This is a genomic window from Sedimenticola hydrogenitrophicus (genome assembly GCF_025175675.1).
Classification (GTDB): domain Bacteria; phylum Pseudomonadota; class Gammaproteobacteria; order Chromatiales; family Chromatiaceae; genus Sedimenticola; species Sedimenticola hydrogenitrophicus.
On the sequence record NZ_JANIOA010000005.1, the window covers coordinates 37,595 to 56,602 of the forward strand.

18 protein-coding genes and 1 tRNA gene are annotated in these 19,008 nt (G+C 61.9%); 10 read left to right on the plus strand and 9 right to left on the minus strand.

The annotated features are described in order from the left end of the window. The first annotated feature begins 293 nt into the window (after nt 1-293). On the plus strand, nt 294-887 hold the full coding sequence (locus NPX02_RS04345; protein WP_260292090.1) for a NapC/NirT family cytochrome c: 594 nt from the start codon (nt 294-296) through the stop codon (nt 885-887). A gap of 108 nt (nt 888-995) precedes the next feature. Next, the gene (locus tag NPX02_RS04350; protein ID WP_260292091.1) at nt 996-1,748 is read left to right on the plus strand and encodes a Crp/Fnr family transcriptional regulator; all 753 of its coding nucleotides are present in this window, start codon (nt 996-998) and stop codon (nt 1,746-1,748) included. A gap of 136 nt (nt 1,749-1,884) precedes the next feature. Here the strand turns inward: NPX02_RS04350 and pth are convergent, their stop codons facing one another. From pth to NPX02_RS04380, 6 genes are all read right to left on the minus strand, one after another. After that, the gene (gene pth / locus NPX02_RS04355) at nt 1,885-2,475 is read right to left on the minus strand and encodes an aminoacyl-tRNA hydrolase (protein WP_260292092.1); all 591 of its coding nucleotides are present in this window, start codon (nt 2,473-2,475) and stop codon (nt 1,885-1,887) included. A 236-nt stretch (nt 2,476-2,711) separates the two neighbouring features. After that, entirely contained in the window at nt 2,712-3,338 is a 627-nt protein-coding gene (locus NPX02_RS04360) for a 50S ribosomal protein L25/general stress protein Ctc (protein ID WP_260292094.1), read from the minus strand. Between the two features lie 248 nt (nt 3,339-3,586). Next, a complete protein-coding gene (locus NPX02_RS04365) occupies nt 3,587-4,540 on the minus strand; it encodes a ribose-phosphate diphosphokinase (protein WP_260292095.1) in 954 nt (317 codons plus the stop codon). An 84-nt stretch (nt 4,541-4,624) separates the two neighbouring features. Beyond that, a tRNA-Gln gene (locus NPX02_RS04370) sits at nt 4,625-4,699 on the minus strand. 54 nt (nt 4,700-4,753) lie between these two features. Continuing rightward, a complete protein-coding gene (gene ispE, locus NPX02_RS04375) occupies nt 4,754-5,635 on the minus strand; it encodes a 4-(cytidine 5'-diphospho)-2-C-methyl-D-erythritol kinase (protein ID WP_260292096.1) in 882 nt (293 codons plus the stop codon). 64 nt (nt 5,636-5,699) lie between these two features. After that, nucleotides 5,700-7,280 (minus strand): tetratricopeptide repeat protein, encoded by a 1,581-nt coding sequence (locus NPX02_RS04380; protein WP_260292097.1) that lies wholly within the window; start codon nt 7,278-7,280, stop codon nt 5,700-5,702. A 474-nt stretch (nt 7,281-7,754) separates the two neighbouring features. Here NPX02_RS04380 and hemA point away from each other — a divergent pair, with 474 nt between their 5' ends. The 7 genes from hemA to NPX02_RS04415 all read left to right on the plus strand — a co-directional run bounded on the left by hemA (nt 7,755) and on the right by NPX02_RS04415 (nt 13,702). Continuing rightward, nucleotides 7,755-9,020: a glutamyl-tRNA reductase gene (hemA, locus tag NPX02_RS04385; RefSeq protein WP_260292098.1), complete on the plus strand. Its 1,266-nt coding sequence runs from the start codon at nt 7,755-7,757 to the stop codon at nt 9,018-9,020. After that, nucleotides 9,017-10,093 carry a peptide chain release factor 1 gene (gene prfA / locus NPX02_RS04390; RefSeq protein ID WP_260292100.1) on the plus strand — a complete coding sequence of 359 codons (1,077 nt, stop codon included), beginning with the start codon at nt 9,017-9,019 and terminating at the stop codon, nt 10,091-10,093. The genes hemA and prfA overlap by 4 nt, the downstream gene beginning before the upstream one ends. 15 nt (nt 10,094-10,108) lie before the next feature. Further along, nucleotides 10,109-10,993 (plus strand): peptide chain release factor N(5)-glutamine methyltransferase, encoded by an 885-nt coding sequence (prmC, locus tag NPX02_RS04395; protein WP_260292102.1) that lies wholly within the window; start codon nt 10,109-10,111, stop codon nt 10,991-10,993. 62 nt (nt 10,994-11,055) lie between these two features. Continuing rightward, on the plus strand, nt 11,056-11,466 hold the full coding sequence (locus NPX02_RS04400; protein WP_260292105.1) for a hypothetical protein: 411 nt from the start codon (nt 11,056-11,058) through the stop codon (nt 11,464-11,466). Between the two features lie 94 nt (nt 11,467-11,560). Next, nucleotides 11,561-12,304 (plus strand): HesA/MoeB/ThiF family protein, encoded by a 744-nt coding sequence (locus NPX02_RS04405; RefSeq protein ID WP_260292106.1) that lies wholly within the window; start codon nt 11,561-11,563, stop codon nt 12,302-12,304. A gap of 6 nt (nt 12,305-12,310) precedes the next feature. Continuing rightward, nucleotides 12,311-12,922, plus strand: a complete 612-nt coding sequence (locus NPX02_RS04410) for a class I SAM-dependent methyltransferase (protein ID WP_260292107.1) — start codon at nt 12,311-12,313, stop codon at nt 12,920-12,922. 159 nt (nt 12,923-13,081) lie between these two features. Next, nucleotides 13,082-13,702 (plus strand): ANTAR domain-containing response regulator, encoded by a 621-nt coding sequence (locus NPX02_RS04415; RefSeq protein ID WP_260292108.1) that lies wholly within the window; start codon nt 13,082-13,084, stop codon nt 13,700-13,702. 417 nt (nt 13,703-14,119) lie between these two features. Here NPX02_RS04415 and gatB read toward each other — a convergent pair whose 3' ends face one another. The 3 genes from gatB to gatC form a co-directional block, all read right to left on the minus strand. Next, nucleotides 14,120-15,556: an Asp-tRNA(Asn)/Glu-tRNA(Gln) amidotransferase subunit GatB gene (gatB, locus tag NPX02_RS04420; RefSeq protein ID WP_260292109.1), complete on the minus strand. Its 1,437-nt coding sequence runs from the start codon at nt 15,554-15,556 to the stop codon at nt 14,120-14,122. Nucleotides 15,557-15,580: 24 nt separating this feature from the next. Further along, nucleotides 15,581-17,035 (minus strand): Asp-tRNA(Asn)/Glu-tRNA(Gln) amidotransferase subunit GatA, encoded by a 1,455-nt coding sequence (gene gatA / locus NPX02_RS04425; protein ID WP_260292110.1) that lies wholly within the window; start codon nt 17,033-17,035, stop codon nt 15,581-15,583. A gap of 199 nt (nt 17,036-17,234) precedes the next feature. Then, nucleotides 17,235-17,522 carry an Asp-tRNA(Asn)/Glu-tRNA(Gln) amidotransferase subunit GatC gene (gene gatC, locus NPX02_RS04430; RefSeq protein WP_260292111.1) on the minus strand — a complete coding sequence of 96 codons (288 nt, stop codon included), beginning with the start codon at nt 17,520-17,522 and terminating at the stop codon, nt 17,235-17,237. Between the two features lie 410 nt (nt 17,523-17,932). Here gatC and NPX02_RS04435 point away from each other — a divergent pair, with 410 nt between their 5' ends. Then, nucleotides 17,933-18,982 carry a rod shape-determining protein gene (locus tag NPX02_RS04435; RefSeq protein ID WP_260292113.1) on the plus strand — a complete coding sequence of 350 codons (1,050 nt, stop codon included), beginning with the start codon at nt 17,933-17,935 and terminating at the stop codon, nt 18,980-18,982. Nucleotides 18,983-19,008: the final 26 nt, after the last annotated feature.

Genomic DNA, 19,008 nt, shown 5'->3' on the forward strand with positions numbered 1-19,008 from the left:
TGATGTACACACTAGGTTATCTGTAGAGCTGAGTTCAGTGTTTGCGCGAAATGGCTGCGATCGTAGGGTGGATAAGCCGGCAAGCGCATTCACCATTAATGCGACGGTGAGGCGAGGTACAAGGATGTAACGTTCACGGACCCGCGGATGGCATGCGCTGTCGCTTATCCACCCTCCGATCTATTTGGATAACGGGTTAACAACTGCATGCGTGGATGGCGCTCACCCTATACGCGGTTGACTTGATGTTTGCGAGTTAATTTTATTGTGCAAAGATTCCAGAGGTAGTCGATATGAGTAAAGTGAACAAACCCGGCACGCTTCGCCGCTGGTGGAGTGTGCTTAGAAGGCCAAGCGCCAAGTATTCAATACTGACCTTGCTTGTGCTTGGTCTGTTTGGCGGTATCATTTTTTGGGGCGGGTTCAATACGGCGATGGAGGCGAGTAACTCGCTTTCGTTCTGCATTAGCTGCCATGAAATGCGCGATACCGTTTACCAGGAGTACAAGGAGACGGTACATTATCAAAACCGTACCGGTGTCCGGGCAACATGCGCCGATTGCCATGTACCACGCCCCTGGGGTTACAAGTTGATCAGGAAATTCCAGGCCAGTAACGAACTATTTCACAAGGTTATGGGAACGGTCGACACCCCCGAAAAGTTTGAAGCCAAACGGGTAGAGCTCGCCAAACGTGTATGGGCGTCCATGCGTGCCAGCAATTCGCGGGAATGTCGCAACTGCCATGGTATCGAGGGGATGACCGAGGCGGCGCAGACGGAAATGGCATGGCAGGCGCACGAGGAGATCAAGGAGACCGGCGAGACTTGCATTGATTGCCATCAGGGTATTGCCCACAAGGATGTATCGGAGTTCGACGAGGGGTGAGTCGCCAAATGATCTGGAATCCGAGCACACGCTGGTGCAGGTGATAATGGAACGCCAAAACAATTAACTTCTGGCGAAACCCAAGGAAAAGATAAGGAGGTGAGATCGATGCCATCCAGTCCCTGTTTAACCCTGCTAAGGTCGAAGGTCGCCGATGGCCAGCAAGGCGCCGGCGGCGCCGAAAGTGGCGTGATACAGGCGGAATCCTGCCTGCTGAACGCGGTCTGCCCCTACGGCGGCCGCGCCTCCGAGGGCGAGGCGCTGCACGCGGTACGCCAGGGTCTGCAATTTTCACCCGACGCGGTGTATGTGGTTCGTAGCGGCTGCGTCAGGATCAGCCAGCGGGTCGGCGATCTGAAGTGGGCCAGTTTCCGCTTGCCGGGCGAGCTATTCGGTACCCAGGGCCTGTTCGCTGGCGGCATGAAACGGGTTCGAGCCATGGCCACGATGGACAGCCAGTTGTGCCGGTTGCCCCGCCGCCTGCTGCTTAACGGCCTGCACGACAACCTGCAACTGACCCAATCCATCATCCAGGCATTCGCCTCGGAACAAGCGCTTCTCCAGGGGGCGTTATTCCGCCACCGGATGCACTGCGACGCCCGGGTGGCCGATTTCCTGCTGGAGATGTATCGGCGGCTCCCGGACAAGAGCATGGGCATGACGCCGCTGGTTGAACTGCGCATGACCCGCAGCGATATCGCCTGCCATCTCGGCATGGCCCAGGAGACCCTCAGCCGGGTATTGAAACGCCTTGCTGATGCGCGGCTGATCGAGGTCAAGGGGCGCGGGATAGGCCTGCTGGATCGGGTCGAATTGCATGGTCTTGCCGTTTCCGGCAAAGAGTTTGTATCCCGGCTATAGTTGCCGTTCCAATCCGGCTATTTGAGCGGGAATGCCACGATGCCACGAAAACCAGCCGCATCCTGAGGATGTGCTTCACAAGCTCACCGGCAGCGTATGGCGTGTCTTCGCATGGCACGCCGGCTCTCCCCGTCCATCAATCCGAATGCAATGCATTCATCGCCAACTGAAACCGGCCCTCGACCAGGTCGGTGAGTACCCGCTCACTCGCATCGAGCGCTTGGGCAATGGCATCGGCGTCCTGCTTCGAGGGATAACCCAGCACATAGTTGACCACCTCGCGGGCATTTCCGGGGTGATCGATACCAATGCGCAAGCGCCAGAATTCCCTGCCCCCCATGGCGCTGACGATATCCCGCAGACCATTGTGGCCCGCATGGCCACCGCCAAACTTGAGCCGCGCCACACCCGGCGGCATGTCCAGCTCATCGTGCGCCACCAGGATCTCCTCCAGGCCAATCTTGTAATATTTGGCCAGGCTGGATAGCGACTGTCCGCTGCGGTTCATGAAGGTGGACGGCTTGAGCAGCCAGCACTCCCGCCCCCTGACCAGGATGCGGCACACCTGGCCATGGAATTTCGACTCCGACCTGAATACGCCGCCATGCCTTTCCGCCAGGAGATCCACGAACCAGAATCCCGCGTTATGGCGCGTCGCAGCGTAATCGCTCCCCGGATTACCGAGACCGACAATCAGGCGAATGGGTTGTGCGGATTGGTTGCTCATATGGGACGGTCACTTTCTCAAGCTTCGGCGTTCAGTTCCAGACACCGGACGGGCACCGCCTTGCCCATCCTACTCCCCGCACCGCAAAACGCCAGGCGGCGAGAACGGCATCCACGCAGCGGCGCGCGGAGAAAGCCGCTCCCGGCCATCCCTGGCCTCCGCGGCATAAGTCCATCCCTGGACAAAACAGATGGGCCGGGCATTGCCCGGCCCATCAGCTGGAACAGGAACGCGGCTCACTCCTCCGCTGAACCCTCTTCTTCACCCGCCTCTTCCTCGGCCGCCACATGCGCGGCATGGATAGACACCACCTGCACATCCTGTGGCTCGTCCTGCGCCAGCGCCGGCAACTCGACGCCCTTCGGCAGCGCCAGCTCGGAGAGCAGGACCGCATCGCCAATTGCCAGCGCGGCGACGTTGACCTCGATGTACTCCGGCAGATCGCCCGGCAGACAGCTCACCTCGACCTCGGTCAGCAGATGCGAAACCACGCCGCCGGCCTTGACACCAGGCGCCACCTCTTCACCCACGAAGTGCAGCGGCACGTGGGTCTTCAGCTTCTCCTTGGCACTGACCCGCAGGAAATCCGCATGCATGATAATCGGACGGGCCGGATGACGCTGCAGATCCTTCAGGATCACCTGCTCCGGCTTACCATCAATATTCAGGCTGAGGATGTGTGAATAAAAAGCCTCATGGTCCAGATGCTGGAACAGATTACTGTGCACCATAGAGATCATGGCGGGGTCCTGGTGGGCACCATAAACGATACCCGGAACCAGCCCGGCATGACGCAGGCGGCGGCTCGCACCCTTCCCTGTATCAGTGCGCAGCTGCGCCTTAACAACAAATACTTCTTTCATGATTTTCTCCAAACCATCAAGTTACGGATCTGTCCATAAATATCTACCACATCTTGCTGGTCTTTTCGTCCGCCTTCGGCGTTACGGCAAGACTTACATAGAACGACTATGCGCGCCTTGCCGTGCCTTGAAGGCAAACGCCCCTTCAAGTTAAAAAAAGCCCGGCGCAATATGCGGCAGTTATTTCTTTCCAAATCCTAAATAATCACTGCCTTCCGCGACCAGATTGGGCAGTGAAGGATAGGCGATCACTCCATGAAGAGTGAGGTCACCGATTCATTCAGGGCGATCCTGCGCATGGTCTCCGCCAGCAGCTCCGCGATGCAGATCTGGCGAATCCGGGTGCAGTGTCGCGCCTCTTCGTGCAGCTGGATGGTGTTCGAAACCACCAGCTGATCGAGCACCGAATTTTCGATATTGCGGATCGCCGGACCCGACAACACCGGATGGGTACAGTAGGCGATCACCTGTTCTGCGCCCCGCTCCTTGAGCGCCTGGGCCGCCTTGCACAGGGTACCGGCGGTATCGACCATGTCATCGATCAGCACGCAGGTCCGGCCCTTGACATCACCAATGATATTCATCACCTGGGCGTCATTGGCCTTGGGTCGACGTTTGTCGATGATCGCCAGGTCCGCATCATCCAGCTGCTTGGCCAGTGCCCGGGCGCGCACCACGCCGCCCACATCCGGTGACACCACCATCAGATTGGGATACTTCTGGCGCCACACATCGCCCAGCAGCACCGGCAGGGCGTAGATATTGTCCACCGGAATATCAAAAAAACCCTGGATCTGATCGGCATGCAGATCAACCGTCACCACCCGATCCGCACCCGCCGCCGCGATCTGCTTGGCCACCAGGCGGGCCGTGATCGGCACCCGGGCGGAGCGTGGCCGGCGATCCTGGCGCGCATAACCGAAATAGGGAATCACCGCCGTGATACGCTCTGCCGACGCCCAGCGCAGCGCATCGATCAGCACCAATAGCTCCATCAGGTTGTCATTGGTCGGCTGCGAGGTACTCTGAATAACGTACACATCGCGCCCGCGTACGCTCTCCTGTATCTCTGCCATCGCCTCGCCGTCGCTGAAGCGACCGACGATCGCCTTACCCGTACGCAGACTGAGACGAGAGGTGATCTCGCTAACAAGTTCAGGATTGGAATTTCCTGAAAAAACCATCATGTGGCTATCTGGCATAACAAGCCTCTCCACCTGTCTGACTAACAACGGGACTATATGCGGGCCGATTCAGGCGCCTGCCGTGCAGATACCTTTGCAATATGGCTGGGGCGGTAGGATTCGAACCTACGTATGCCTGGATCAAAACCAGGTGCCTAGCCGCTTGGCGACGCCCCAAAAAATCTTACTGGCCACCCTGATTCGAGCAGGGTGGAAAAACCCGAAGGGCTCCTAGCCGCCTGACGACGTTTCGGGATACAGGTTCCGGCCCGCCACCCGCTCCAGCAACGGCGAGCTGTCCAGCCCCCGGGCGACAAACGCCTTATACAGGTCAGGCACTTGCCGCAACACCTGCTGCGCCTCGGCTTCCCCGGCAAACTCGGCGAACACAGCCCCGCCGGTACCGGTCAACCGCGCAGGCGCGAAGGATTCCAGCCACCGTACAGCCGCAGCGACCTCGGGATAGTGATTCAATACCACCGGCAGGCAGTCATTAACCTGACTGCCGGCGAGAAAGTCGCGTATTGTCGTTCGAGGCGCGTTCCGTGTCAATTGCGGATCATTAAAAACATCGGCCGTGGAGACATGGCAATCGGGCACCACCACCAGATACCAGGCCGGTGGCATCCGCAGCGGCGTCAACAGCTCGCCTACCCCCTCGGCCCAGGCCGCCTGCCCGCGAACAAAGACCGGCACGTCGGCACCCAGGTGCAGGCCCAGTTCGGCCAGTTTCTCCAGGGAATAATCGACCTGCCACAGACGATTGAGCGCCACCAGCACGGTCGCCGCATCGGAGCTGCCACCCCCCAGCCCACCGCCCATGGGGATATTCTTCACCAGGGAGATATCCGCACCCAGGGAGCAGCCTGCCTGCCGCTGCAGCAGCCGGGCCGCCCGGACCATCAGGTCCTCCGACTCCGGCACCGCAGCATTTCCCAGTGGCCGCCGGACTACCCCGTCCGACCTGATCCGGAATGCGATCCGGTCGCCATAATCGACAAAGCGGAACACCGTCTGCAGCAGGTGGTAGCCATCGGGCCGGCGACCGACGACCCGCAGCATGAGATTAAGCTTGGCCGGCGCCGGCCACCAGTCGATATCAGTGGTTAACATGGCGGATTGCAGGGCGTGGGCAGACGGCAGGAGCGGTAATGACGCGGAGATTCATCGGACAGGATCAGATCTCGAGGCGCCGCATCACTTCCAGCACATGTTCACTTTGCGGGGTTTTGTCGAGGATTCCCTGCCAGATCTCCCTCGCCTGCTGTTGCTCCCCAGTCACCCAGAGTACCTCTCCCAGATGCGCGGCGATCTCCGCGTCAGGCAGCTTGTCATAGGCCTGGCGCAGGTAGCCTATCGCCTCCTGGTTCCGCCCCAACCTGAACAGCACCCAGCCCATGCTGTCCAGGATCGCGGCGGAATCCGGTTTCAGCGCCAATGCGCGCTGAATATAGTCCAACGCCTCCTGATGCCGGTCGGTCTGATCGGCCAGGGTGTAACCGAGCGCATTCAGGGCATCGGCATGTTTGGGATCGTTGGCGATCACCCGCAGCAGGTCCCGCTCCAGGATATCCACCCGATTCTGGGTCGCCGCATACAGGCCGCGGGCGTAGAGGAGCTCGTTGCTCTCCGGCAGCGCACCGATTGCCGTATCGAACAGCGCCATCACCTGCGCCGGCGTTCCGTGTTCGCGCAGCAGCTCCACCTCGATCAGGTAGTACCTGGCCGCCTGATCCGGGTACTGAATACGCATCCGCTGCAGCCAGTCAAATGCCTCACGGGTCTCACCCATGGCCGCCATCAGCTTGACGCTGCGTACCTGGGCCTCGTCGCGGTAGTCGCCGCCGTCCACCCGCTGATACCATTGCACGGCCTGCCGCGACTGTTCCCGTTTTTCCGCGATCCGACCCAGATAGTAGGCGGCGACGTCCGTCTGCTTATCAGTGTCGAGCAGCTGCAGAAAATGGCCGCGCGCCGCCTCGTCCTCGCCCAGTTCCAGGGCAATCAGCCCCAGCCAGTAGCTGGCATCCCCTCCTTCCGACTCTATCTTCTCCAAGCGGAGGAACTGTTCGTAGGCCGCTTGCAGCTCCTTGGCATCCACCAGCAGCCGCGCATAAGCGGATAACAGGAAAGGGTCGGCCGGAAAACGGCGCACCGCATCCGCCAGTAGCCCCCTGGCCTTCGGTTTGTCATCCTGGGACAGATAGACCCGGCTCAACACCAGGTAACCCTTCGGCCAATCGGGATGGGCGGCGACCAGCCGGTCCGCCTCCTTTTCTGCCGCTGCGTAATCCTTGTCCACCAGGGCGGCAATGGCCAGGGCGTAACCACCGCGGGGATCGCCGGGGAACTCCAGCACCAGCCTGCGCATCAGCCCCATGGCCGACTCCCGCTTCAGCTCGCGGTTGATGGCCGCCATGACATTGAGAAAACCATTCTCATCATTCCCTTCACTGATCCGCACAATGGTCTTGAGATGATCCAGCACAGGCGCGTTTTCATCCTGGCGCAGCATCAGCACCACCAGCAGCTGACGTGCCGTGAGATCCGCCGGTGCCAGCTCCACCCAGAGACTGGCGGCCTTGACGGCGAGCTCGCCCTTATCCATATGCAGGGCCAGACGCGTCGCCCGCTCGGCAGCAGTGGCGTCACCGGACAACAAGGCGGCCTGGAGCTGGTGCGCATAGGCCTGATCCAACGCCCCGCGTTGCGCCGCCACCTCGCCTGCCAACAGATTGAATACGATATCTTCGGTCAACTCAGGGACATCGCTCGCCGGAACTGCGCTTGCCACGGCACGCCGGGAGGCATCCGCCTGCGCGGTAGGCGCCTGTTCGGCGGGCGCGGGGGCTGTCGGTTCGGGAGCGGTTTTGACCTGGGAGGATTGGCAGCTGACAAGGGTCCAGGAGAATGCGAGTGTGAAAACCAGTTGAAGCGCCTGCCGCATGAATATTACACCTGAAAAACGCCCAGCCCAGGGCCTAATATTGAGGATAGATGATAACCGAGTTTACAGCCACCGGACGACATTTAACGCCTGAAAAGTGCCCTGCGACTTGTATTTAACCTTTTGATAATACAAAATTTCACTTTCCCGGGTCCGCCAGATGGCGGCTTGGCCCTGTCGCGGCCTGGTGGAACCGGCGCCTGAACCGGCTGCAACCGACCAGGGCGGGATGCGAATCCACCCCTAGCGAAATACTGAGACTGCCCTGATACACGATAAGTTCATATGGCACTGATTACACTCGGCCTTAACCACAAGACAGCACCCATCGGCATCCGTGAGCGCCTTACCTTCGGCCCGGATATCATCGTGGCGGCGCTGCGCAGCCTGTCGGAACAGCCCGGGATCGACGAAGCGGTGATTCTCTCCACCTGCAACCGGACCGAGCTCTACTGCGCCCACACCCGCTCCAGCCGGGAGGACATCTGCGCCTGGCTGGGTGGGTTTCTCGGCCTGGAGGAGGAGACCATCTCCCCCTTCCTGTACAGCCATCAGGACCAGGAGTGTGTCCGCCACCTGTTGAAGGTGGCCAGTGGACTGGACTCCATGGTGCTCGGGGAGCCGCAGATCCTGGGACAGGTGAAACAGGCCTTCCAGACCGCCAATGACGTCTCCAGTACCGGCAAGTTTCTCGGCCGCCTGTTTCAGCACACCTTCTCGGTGGCCAAACAGGTGCGCACCGACACCGCCATCGGCCACAGTCCGGTTTCGGTCGCCTTTGCCGCCGTCAGCCTGGCCCGCCAGATCTTCAGCGACCTGTCACAACAGACCGCGCTGCTGATCGGTGCCGGCGAGACCATCGAGCTGGCGGCCAGACACCTGCATCAGCACGGCATCGGCCGGATCATCGTCGCCAACCGGACCCTGGAGAAGGCCCATCAGCTGGCCGGTCAGTTCGACGGCTTCGCCATCGGCCTTACCGAGATCCCCAACCACCTGGCGGAGGCGGACATTGTCATCTCGTCCACCGCCAGCCCGCTGCCGGTGGTTGGCAAGGGCACCGTGGAGAGCGCCCTGAAAAAACGCAAGCACCAGCCGATCTTCATGGTGGATATTGCCGTTCCCCGGGATATCGAAAGCGAAGTGAGCGAACTCAGTGACGTCTACCTGTACACGGTTGACGACCTGCAGGAGGTGATCCAGGAGAACCTGCGCTCACGCCAGGAGGCGGCGGAACAGGCGGTGGAGATTGTCGATCTGCATGTCGATGAGTTCATGGGCTGGCTGCGCTCCCTGGATGCGGTGGGGATGATCCAGGACTATCGCCGCCAGGCGGAACGGATGCGCGACGATGTGCTGGAGCGGGCGCTGAAACAGATGCAGTCCGGCAAATCCCCCGAGGAGAGCCTCCGATTCCTCGCCCACACCCTGACCAACAAACTGTTGCACACCCCCAGCACCCAGATCAGGCAGGCCGGCTTCGAGGGTCAGTCGGAGCTCCTGGATGCGGCCAACACCCTTTTCCAGATCAGCGACAAAAGCACTCAATGAACGCATCCATACGCAGTAAGCTGGAGCAGATTGCCGAACGTTTTGAAGAGATTACCGCCCTCCTCGCCGAGCCGGAAATCCAGCACGATCAGAACCGCTACCGTGAACTCGGTCAGGAGTATACCCTGCTGGAACCGGTGGTGGAGTGCTTCGGCCGCTACCGCGATCTGGAGGCTGAAATCGCCAGCGCCCGGGAGATGCTGGGCGATCCGGAAATGGCCGATCTGGCCCGCGAGGAGCTGAGCGAAGGCGAGCACAAGCTGCACCGGCTGGAACCGCAACTGCAGCTGCTGCTGATCCCCCCCGATCCCAACGACGAGCGGAATATCTTCCTTGAGGTGCGCGCGGGCACCGGGGGTGCGGAGGCGGCACTGTTCGCCGGCGATCTGCTGCGCATGTACCTGCGTTATGCAGAGCAGATGGGCTGGCACACCGAGACCATCAGCCAGACACCGGGGGAACAGGGCGGCTACAAGGAGGTGGTGAGCCGGGTCTCCGGGCGCAATGTCTACTCGCGGTTGAAATTCGAGTCCGGCACCCACCGGGTCCAGCGGGTCCCGGAGACCGAATCCCAGGGCCGGGTGCACACCTCGGCCTGCACCGTGGCCATTCTGCCGGAGGCGGCCGAGGTCGACAACGTCGAGATCGGCAACAACGACCTGCGTATCGACACCTTTCGCGCCTCCGGGGCCGGCGGACAGCACGTCAACAAGACCGACTCGGCGGTGCGTATCACCCACCTGCCGAGCGGCATCGTGGTGGAGTGCCAGGACGAGCGCTCCCAACACAAGAACAAGGCCCGCGCCCTCTCCCTGCTGCAGGCCAAGCTACTCGCCGGGATCCACGAGAAACAGGCTAGCGAACAGGCCGAGTCGCGCAAACTGCAGGTGGGCAGCGGCGACCGCTCGGAGCGGATCCGCACCTACAACTTCCCGCAGAACCGGCTCACCGATCACCGCATCAACCTGACCCTGTACAAGCTCGACGAGATCATGACCGGGGCACTCGACCAGGTGATCGATCCGCTGACCCAGGAACACCAGGCGGAGCTTCTCACCTCGCTGGCCCACTGAGCCCTGAATCCGCAGATGACTGCCGACAAACCGCTCTCCATCGCCGCGGCACTGCAGCAGGCCACGCAGACCGTCGGCCTCGCCGCCCTGGAGGCGCAGGTGCTGCTGGCCCACGTCCTGCAACGCCCGCGCAGCCATCTCTATGCCTGGCCGGAACAGCCCCTGACCGCGGATCAGCAGGCGCAGTTCCTGGCCCTGCTGGCACGCCGCGAGCGAGGCGAACCGGTGGCCTACCTCACCGGCTACCGGGAGTTCTGGTCGCTCTCCCTGAAGGTTACGCCGGACACGCTGATCCCGCGCCCGGAGACCGAGCTGCTGGTGGAGTGCGCGCTGGCGCTGCTGGGACCGGGAGAGGGCGCGCGCGTGGCCGACCTGGGAACCGGCAGCGGCGCCATCGCCGCCGCCATCGCCAGCGAACGCCCCCTGGCACGGCTGATCGCCACGGATCTATCGGCGGCCGCCCTGGCGGTCGCCGCCGACAATTTCCAGGCGCTCGACCTGACCCATATCGAGCTGCGCCAGGGGAGCTGGTTCGAGGCGTTGCGCCATGGGGAACGCTGTGACCTGATCCTCAGCAACCCCCCCTACGTGGCCGAGGGGGACCCCCACCTGCTTCGGGACGGCCTCCCCTGGGAGCCGGCCACCGCCCTGAGTTCAGGCGCCGACGGTCTGGATGACATCCGCCGGTTGATCCACGATGCCTCCGCCTACCTGCAAGCCGAGGGGTGGCTGATTATCGAACACGGCCTGGATCAGGCCGCTGCCGTGCGCCGGCTCTTCGAACAGGCCGGGTATCGGGAGACGACGACACAACAGGACCTGGCGTTGCGAGACCGGCTCACCAGGGGCAAACGGCCGCTGCATAACACGGCCCAATCCCCGGGAAATCATACCCTTTAAATTCATACCAAAATGTGTGCGCAACGCTTGATAATTTCTGCGTAGTGTTTAGGATCATCACTATGGAAAGCGGCGATAGCGACGTCATCAAGTTCCGGGAAATCGTTTTCACGGAGCTTCACCCCGACCCTGAGCAGGCACACTCGGCCGCCAGGCTATTGGACGGGATTGACGGCGTCATCGAGGCCCATCCCGAGACCCGCCTGCTACTCAAAGTGCGTTACCACGTCCTCAAGATCTCACTGGAGCACATCGAAACCGCCCTGATCGATTGCGGCTTCCATCTCAGCAGCAAACTGATCTATAAGATCTCGCGCGCCCTCTATTACTACACCGAGGAGATCCAGCGCGCCAACAACGGCTGCAGCGACGAGGACCACAACAGCACACGCAAGATTTTCATCAACCGCTACGAACATAGAAATCACGGCTGTTCGGACCCCCGGCCCGAGCACTGGCGAAAATATCTGTAGCAGGACCCTACAGCGAACCATATCCATCAGGGACCGGGCGGCGGGAGTTGCCATTCCGGGTCAAGCCTGAGCATAGATGATTTGACCGCAACCTATGAATGACGACCAACTCCTCCGCTACAGCCGCCAGATCATGCTCCCCAGCATCGGCATCGAGGGACAGGAAAAACTGCTGCAATCCCGGGTAGTGATTTTCGGACTGGGGGGGCTCGGATCGCCCGCCGCCATGTATCTGGCCGCCGCCGGCCTCGGCGAGCTGGTGCTGGTGGATTTCGACCGTGTCGATCTCACCAATCTGCAACGCCAGATCATCCACACCACCGGGAGCATCGGCCAATTGAAGGTGGATTCCGCCCGCCAGACCCTGCGCGCACTCAATCCCGAATGCCGGATCGAGACCGTCTCCAGCCGGCTCGAAGGCGAGGAGCTGGAGCGGGAGATCCGGCGCGCCGACCTGGTGATCGACGGCACCGACAACTTCACCACCCGCTTCGCCATCAATGAGGCCTGCGTCAAACACCGCATCCCCCTGGTTTCCGGCGCCGCCATCCGTATGGAGGGACAGGTCTCGGTGTTCACCGGCCAGGCCGAGGAACCCTGCTATCGCTGCCTCTACGGCAGTGCCGCCGAAATGGATGAGACCTGCTCCGCCAACGGCGTGCTGTCACCGCTGGTGGGCATTATCGGCAGTGTGCAGGCGCTGGAGGCGATCAAGGTACTGACCGGATCCGGCCAGACCCTGGTGGGCCGCCTGCTGGTGCTGGACGCCCTAGAGATGCAGTGGCGCACCCTGATACTGAAAAAAGATCCCGCCTGCAAGACCTGCGGCGGCCATTAATCAGCCATGAATAGAATAATAATCCCTGACGATACCATCACTTACCTGAACAATCTGCGCCGGGACATCGTGTTCCGCGAGACCCTGCGCGGGCAGACCCTCACCTATCACACCACCTGGGGCCTGTTCTCCCCGAAAGGGATCGATGAGGGGAGCCGCCTGCTGCTCGATCACCTGGAGGTGCGGGAGCGCGATGACACCCTGGACCTGGGATGCGGCTATGGACCGCTCGGCCTGACCCTGGCCCGACTGGCGCCGCTGGGGACCAGTGTGCTGGTGGACAAGGATTTTGTCGCCATCGACTACAGCCGGAAAAATGCCGCGGTCAACGGCATCACCAATACGGAGATCTTTCTCAGCAACGGCTTCGATCAGGTGGGCGAGCGCCGTTTTGACCTGATCGTCTCCAACCTGCCGGCCAAGACCGGCAAGGAGCTCTACTACCTCTACTTTTACGATGCCCTGGCACGGATGAATCCCGGTGCCCGCTTCTATGTGGTGACCATCAGCGGCCTGCGCAAATTCATCCAGAAGGCCTTCATCGAGGTGTTCGGCAATTACAAGAAACTCAAGCAGGGGGCGACCTATACAGTGGCCATGGCCAGCGTACCGGATTAGGGCGCGGACATGCGGATTTGGGCATCCCGGTTCCATGCTTTATAATCCCGAACGATAACGGGCGGCCGGCCACTGGGCGGCCGTTAGCTTCCTGATACCCGTCACCTGAATCCCTAATGGATACGGAAGACCTAACCCACGGATCGGCCAGAGATCACCATGACCCAAAACAAAATCCTGGTTGCTGATGATGATCCGTTTACCCTCACCAGCATTACCAGCGGCCTGAGCGAGGCGGGCTACCAGGTAATCTCCGCCCAGGACGGCCGGAGCGCGGTCCGCCTGGGCCTGCGGGAGCGGCCCGATCTTGCCATTCTGGATATCCGCATGCCCGGCATGACCGGTATCGAGGCGGCCCGGGAACTGAAGGAGCGGGGGCGCATCAGCACCCTGTTCCTCAGCGCCTACGCCGATCGTGAGGTGGTAGAGGTCGCCACCCGCGAGGGGGCGCTGGGCTACCTGGTCAAACCGATCAACACCCAGCAGCTGATACCGGCCATCGAGGCGGCCCTGAAACGCTCCGCCGAACTGCAGCAGCTGCAGCGAAATGAGTCCGACCTGCGGGAGGCGATCCTGCGCAACCGGGAGATCAGCGTGGCCGTGGGCATCTACATGCAGCGCTATGCCGCCGATGAACAGGCGGCGTTTGACGCCATCCGCGCCTTTGCCCGCTTCAAGAGCCTGAAACTGGCCAACCTGGCCAGCGAGTTGGTTCGGGAGAGTGCCGGCCGTGACGAGCTGATCGAGGCAATTTTCCAGCATAGCCGGAAGCTGGGTTAGAGGATGGTGCCAAGGTAGAGCGGGAACTGCGCGACCGCCCCTATTCGAACCGCGGATCCACGCGGATGGACACGGATGGGTTCACCCTCCAGCCGAGCACAGGCATGTCCCCTACAGGGCTAACCACCAGTCGGGCAGCCTCCCTATCCAAAAATCCGTGTGTATCCGTGTCCATCCGTGGTCCTTTCTCAGCCATAGGGCGCCCCGAGGGCGCCGGCGGCGGGCACGGCACCGTAGCCTGGATGAAGCCGCCACCTCCCCAAACCGGGGGACCACATGCACCCACGGCGGCGGAATCCGGGGAGCGGGCTTCGACTCAACACCAACCCGGATTTCGCCTGTCCGTCTCTATGCGCCCGTTAAGGTCCCATATAGTGGGCTCCATCCAGGCTACAAACTCAGTTGCCCCGCAGGCATTCAGAGCTTTTTCAGCAGCAGTTCATTGACCTGGTTCGGATTGGCCTTGCCCTTGGACTGCTTCATCACTTGGCCGACGAAGAAGCCAAGCATCTTGGGCCGCTTCTTTTCGTCCGCATTGCGGTAATTGGCCACCTGTTCCGCATTGACCGCCAACACCGCGTCCACTACCGCCTCGATCGCCCCGCTGTCGGTGATCTGCTTCAGCCCTTGCGCCTCGATGATCCGGTCGGCGCTGCCTTCGCCGGCCCACATCGCCTCGAACACCTGCTTGGCGATCCGGCCGGAGATGGTCTTGTCGACGATGCGCAGCAGCATGCCACCCAGTTGCTCGGCGCTGACCGGACTCTGCTCCAGCGCCAGCCCGGCCTTGTTCAGGGCCCCGGAAAACTCCCCCATCACCCAGTTGGCCACCAGCTTGGCGTCGCCCGCCACCTTCGCCGCCAGTTCGAAATAGTCCGCCAGCCCCTTGCTGGCGGTAAGAACTGCGGCGTCGTAGCTGCTCAGTCCGTAGTCCCGGGCAAAGCGGGCCCGCTTGGCGTCGGGCAACTCCGGCATGCCCGCCCGGACCGCTTCCATCAGGCCCGCATCCAGCTCCACCGGCAGCAGATCCGGGTCGGGAAAATAGCGGTAATCGTTGGCCTCCTCCTTGGAGCGCATGGAGCGGGTCTCATCCTTGTCGGCATCATACAGCCGGGTCTCCTGCACCACCGTGCCGCCGCCCTCGATCAGGTCGATTTGGCGCTCCACCTCGATATTGATGGCGCGCTCCAGAAAGCGGAAGGAGTTCAGATTCTTCAGCTCGGCGCGGGTACCCAGCGGCCCACCCTTGGGCCTGACCGAGACATTGGCATCGCAACGGAATGACCCCTCCTGCATGTTGCCGTCGCAGATCCCCAGATACTGGACGATCTGATGGATCTTCTTCGCATAGGCCACCGCCTCCTTGGCGGAACGCATATCCGGCTCCGAGACGATCTCCAGCAGCGGCGTGCCGGCCCGGTTCAGGTCCACCCCGGTCATGCCATGAAAATCCTCATGCAGCGATTTCCCTGCATCCTCCTCCAGGTGGGCGCGGGTCACCCCGACCGGCTTCAGCGTACCGTCTTCCAGCTCGATCTCCACCCGGCCCTTGCCGACGATGGGCAGCTCGAACTGGCTGATCTGGTAGCCCTTGGGTAGGTCCGGGTAGAAGTAGTTTTTACGCGCGAACACCGAGCGCGTGGCGATCTCCGCCTCGATCGCCACGCCGAAGGTGATGGCCATGCGCACCACCTCCCGGTTCAGTACCGGCAATACCCCCGGCAGGCCGAGATCGATAGTGCACGCCTGGGTATTGGGTTCCGCCCCGAAGGCGGTGGAGGCCCCGGAAAAGATCTTGGATCTGGTCGCCAGCTGGGCATGGATCTCCAGCCCGATTACGGTTTCCCATTGCATATGCTGTCTCTATATCCGTCTATGTTACTCAAAACCGGCCGGGGTGGCCGTGTGCCAGTTGGTCGCCTGCTGCAGCTGGTGGGCTACGTTCAACAAGCGCGCCTCCTGGAAATAGTTTCCGATCAGCTGCAGACCCACCGGCATGCCATTGATCGGCCGTACCGGGATCGACATGCCCGGCAGACCAGCCAGGTTCACCGCAATGGTGTAGATATCCGACAGATACATGGTGACCGGGTCCGCTGCCTTCTCGCCAATGCCGAAGGCGGTCGAGGGCGCTGTCGGCCCCATGATCACGTCCACCCGCTCGAAAGCGGCGCGAAAATCGTCCGAGATCAGGTGGCGGATCTTCTGCGCCTTCAGGTAATAGGCGTCGTAATAACCGGCAGACAGGGCGTAGGTGCCGATCATGATGCGCCGCTTCACCTCGGCCCCGAAGCCCTCGCCCCGGGAGCGCTTGTAGAGATCCTCCAGGTCGCGCGGTTCGCTGCAGCGGTAGCCGTAGCGTACCCCGTCAAAGCGCGACAGGTTGGAAGAGCACTCTGCCGGTGCCACCACATAATAGGTTGGCACGCCCAGGTGGGTATTGGGCAGGCTGATCTCCACCAGTTCCGCGCCCAGGCGCACGTACTCGTCCAGCGCCAGCTGAATGGAATCGGCAATCGCCGTCTCCAGCCCCTCGCCCAGGTACTCCTTCGGCACGCCGATACGCAACCCGTTCAGGTCATCGTTCAGGGTCGCGGCATAGTCGGGAACCGGCTGTTCGGCACTGGTGGAGTCGCGGCTGTCGAAACCGGCCATCACCTGCAGCAGGGTCGCGGCATCCTCGGCACTGCGCGCCATCGGTCCGCCCTGGTCCAGGGAGGAGGCGAAGGCGATCATGCCGTAGCGTGACACCCGGCCATAGGTGGGTTTCAGCCCGGTGATACCACAGAAGGCGGCCGGCTGGCGAATCGACCCGCCGGTATCGGTGCCGGTGGCGGCAACGCAGAGGCGCGCCGCCACTGCGGCGGCCGATCCCCCGGAGGAGCCCCCCGGGACGGCACCCGCCTGCCAGGGATTGTGCACCGGCCCGTAGAAACTGTTCTCGTTGGACGAACCCATGGCAAACTCGTCCATGTTGGACTTGCCCAGCATCACCGCCCCGGCCTGCTTCAGCAACTCCACCACGTGGGCGTCATAGGGGGCGATGAAGTTATCCAGCATCTTCGACCCGCAGCTGGTTTTCACTCCGTCGGTGCAGAAGATGTCCTTGTGGATGATCGGAATACCGAGCAGCTGTCCGGCATCGCCGGCGCGTATCCGCCGGTCCGCCAGTTCCGCCTCCTGCAGGGCGGTCTCCTCGCAGACACTGATCAGGCAGTTCAGCTGCGGATTGTGACTGGCGATCCGGTCGAGGTGGGTCCGAGTGAGTTCCACGCTGGTGAATTCACCGGCCCGCAGGCCAAGCGCCAGCTCCGCGATACTCTTGTTATGCATACATTTTACCCATCACAAACATTAACCAAACAGACAACCACACAGGGGTCGTAACCACACAGGGGTCGGAGTCAAGCCGCCTACGGTCAGAAAGAATTTACTGCCGCCGGTGAGCGGCTTGACTCCGACCCCTTCCCCGCTGGTCCGAGCGGCTTGACTCCGCCCCCTTCCCCGCTCGACCCCTTGCCAGAAAACCGCGTTACTCGATCACCCGGGGCACCAGATAGAGCCCCTCCTCGGTGAGCGGCGCGATCGCCTGGAACTTCTCCCGCTGATCCGTTTCGCTCACCGCATCCTCCCGCACCCGCTGCACCATGTGCAGCGGGTGGGCCATAGGCTCGACCCCCGTGGTATCGGCCGTCTCCATCTGCGCCACCAGGTGCAGGATATTCGACAGATCGGCGGTGACCGCCTCCAGCTCATCCTCGCTCACGGCCAGACGCGCCAGATGGGCAATCTTCTCAACATCGGATCTTTCCAGCGACATGACTTCCTCGATATACAGGCGGTTGATCTGGGGCTATGATGGTGCCGTGGTGCCGAAGGGAGAACAGGGGGAAAGCAGCTCCCCGTTCCCGCGCGTCCATGAGCGTCACGGCATCAGGCCATTGCCGGACGAAAATCCGCCACCCACACAGGCCGATCACAACCGGGATTACACAGGTACTCTGTCAGGATGATATTGACTAGAGTGCAAGAGGGGGAAATTAACACATTTAGTACCGCAGGTGCAGGTGCAGAAATGATAAACACACCCCCAAACCGGTATATTTTCCAGCAGAGCTCCTTGCCCAATGCCCCCCGCGATTGCTAGATTACGTCTTTTTCCGGGGCATCGCGATGGCAGTGGCGCCCTGTCATGATTAACAACACATCTCACGGGATATCAATTTCGCAATGTTCAGACGCATACGCGGGCTTTTCTCCAACGATCTGTCGATCGATCTTGGGACTGCCAATACCCTGATCTATGCACGCGGCCAAGGCATCGTGCTCAATGAACCCTCCGTAGTAGCCATCCGTCAGGACCGAGGGCCCGGGAGTGGCAAGACTGTCGCCGCGGTAGGCGAAGAGGCGAAGCGGATGCTGGGGCGCACCCCCAACAACATCACCGCCATCCGGCCGATGAAGGACGGGGTGATCGCCGACTTCACGGTTACCGAGAAGATGCTGCAGCACTTCATCCACAAGGTGCATGAAGCCAAACTGATCCGTCCCAGCCCCCGGGTGCTGGTCTGCGTCCCCTGCGGCTCGACCCAGGTGGAGCGGCGCGCCATCCGCGAATCGGCCGCCGGCGCCGGCGCCCGCGAGGTGTACCTGATCGAGGAACCGATGTCCGCCGCCATCGGCGCCGGCCTGCCGGTGAACGAGGCGCGCGGCTCCATGGTGCTGGACATCGGCGGCGGCACCTCGGAAGTGGCCATCATCTCCCTCAACGGCATCGTCTATTCCAACTCGGTGCGGGTCGGCGGTGACCGTTTCGACGAGGCGATCATCAACTATGTGCGGCGCAACTACGGCACCCTGATCGGCGAAGCCACCGCCGAGCGGATCAAGAAAGAGATCGGCTCCGCCTTCCCCGGCAACGAGGTGAGGGAGATGGAGATCAAGGGCCGCAACCTGGCCGAGGGCATCCCCCGCAGCTTTACCCTGACCAGTAACGAAATTCTGGAGGCGATGCAGGAACCGCTCTCCGGTATCGTCGGCGCGGTGAAGGCGGCGCTGGAGCAGACGCCACCGGAACTGGGAGCGGATGTGGCCGAGTGCGGCATCGTCCTGACCGGCGGCGGCGCGCTGCTCAGGGATATCGACCGACTGCTGGAAGAGGAGACCGGCCTGCCGGTGCTCATCGCCGAAGACCCGCTGACCTGCGTTGCGCGAGGCGGCGGCCGGGCCCTCGAAATGCTGGATGAACGAGGTGGAGAGTTGCTGTTCGCAATGGAGTAATGCCGTCAGGCGCTGATCAGAAGTTT

Coding starts and splice junctions, on each gene's coding strand:
- NPX02_RS04345 (WP_260292090.1), top strand. CDS start 294: ATGAGTAAAGTGAACAAACCCGGCACGCTTCGCCGCTGGTGGAGTGTG.
- NPX02_RS04350 (WP_260292091.1), top strand. CDS start 996: ATGCCATCCAGTCCCTGTTTAACCCTGCTAAGGTCGAAGGTCGCCGAT.
- pth (WP_260292092.1), bottom strand. CDS start 2,475: ATGAGCAACCAATCCGCACAACCCATTCGCCTGATTGTCGGTCTCGGT.
- NPX02_RS04360 (WP_260292094.1), bottom strand. CDS start 3,338: ATGAAAGAAGTATTTGTTGTTAAGGCGCAGCTGCGCACTGATACAGGG.
- NPX02_RS04365 (WP_260292095.1), bottom strand. CDS start 4,540: ATGCCAGATAGCCACATGATGGTTTTTTCAGGAAATTCCAATCCTGAA.
- ispE (WP_260292096.1), bottom strand. CDS start 5,635: ATGTTAACCACTGATATCGACTGGTGGCCGGCGCCGGCCAAGCTTAAT.
- hemA (WP_260292098.1), top strand. CDS start 7,755: ATGGCACTGATTACACTCGGCCTTAACCACAAGACAGCACCCATCGGC.
- prfA (WP_260292100.1), top strand. CDS start 9,017: ATGAACGCATCCATACGCAGTAAGCTGGAGCAGATTGCCGAACGTTTT.
- prmC (WP_260292102.1), top strand. CDS start 10,109: ATGACTGCCGACAAACCGCTCTCCATCGCCGCGGCACTGCAGCAGGCC.
- NPX02_RS04400 (WP_260292105.1), top strand. CDS start 11,056: ATGGAAAGCGGCGATAGCGACGTCATCAAGTTCCGGGAAATCGTTTTC.
- NPX02_RS04405 (WP_260292106.1), top strand. CDS start 11,561: ATGAATGACGACCAACTCCTCCGCTACAGCCGCCAGATCATGCTCCCC.
- NPX02_RS04410 (WP_260292107.1), top strand. CDS start 12,311: ATGAATAGAATAATAATCCCTGACGATACCATCACTTACCTGAACAAT.
- NPX02_RS04415 (WP_260292108.1), top strand. CDS start 13,082: ATGACCCAAAACAAAATCCTGGTTGCTGATGATGATCCGTTTACCCTC.
- gatB (WP_260292109.1), bottom strand. CDS start 15,556: ATGCAATGGGAAACCGTAATCGGGCTGGAGATCCATGCCCAGCTGGCG.
- gatA (WP_260292110.1), bottom strand. CDS start 17,035: ATGCATAACAAGAGTATCGCGGAGCTGGCGCTTGGCCTGCGGGCCGGT.
- gatC (WP_260292111.1), bottom strand. CDS start 17,522: ATGTCGCTGGAAAGATCCGATGTTGAGAAGATTGCCCATCTGGCGCGT.
- NPX02_RS04435 (WP_260292113.1), top strand. CDS start 17,933: ATGTTCAGACGCATACGCGGGCTTTTCTCCAACGATCTGTCGATCGAT.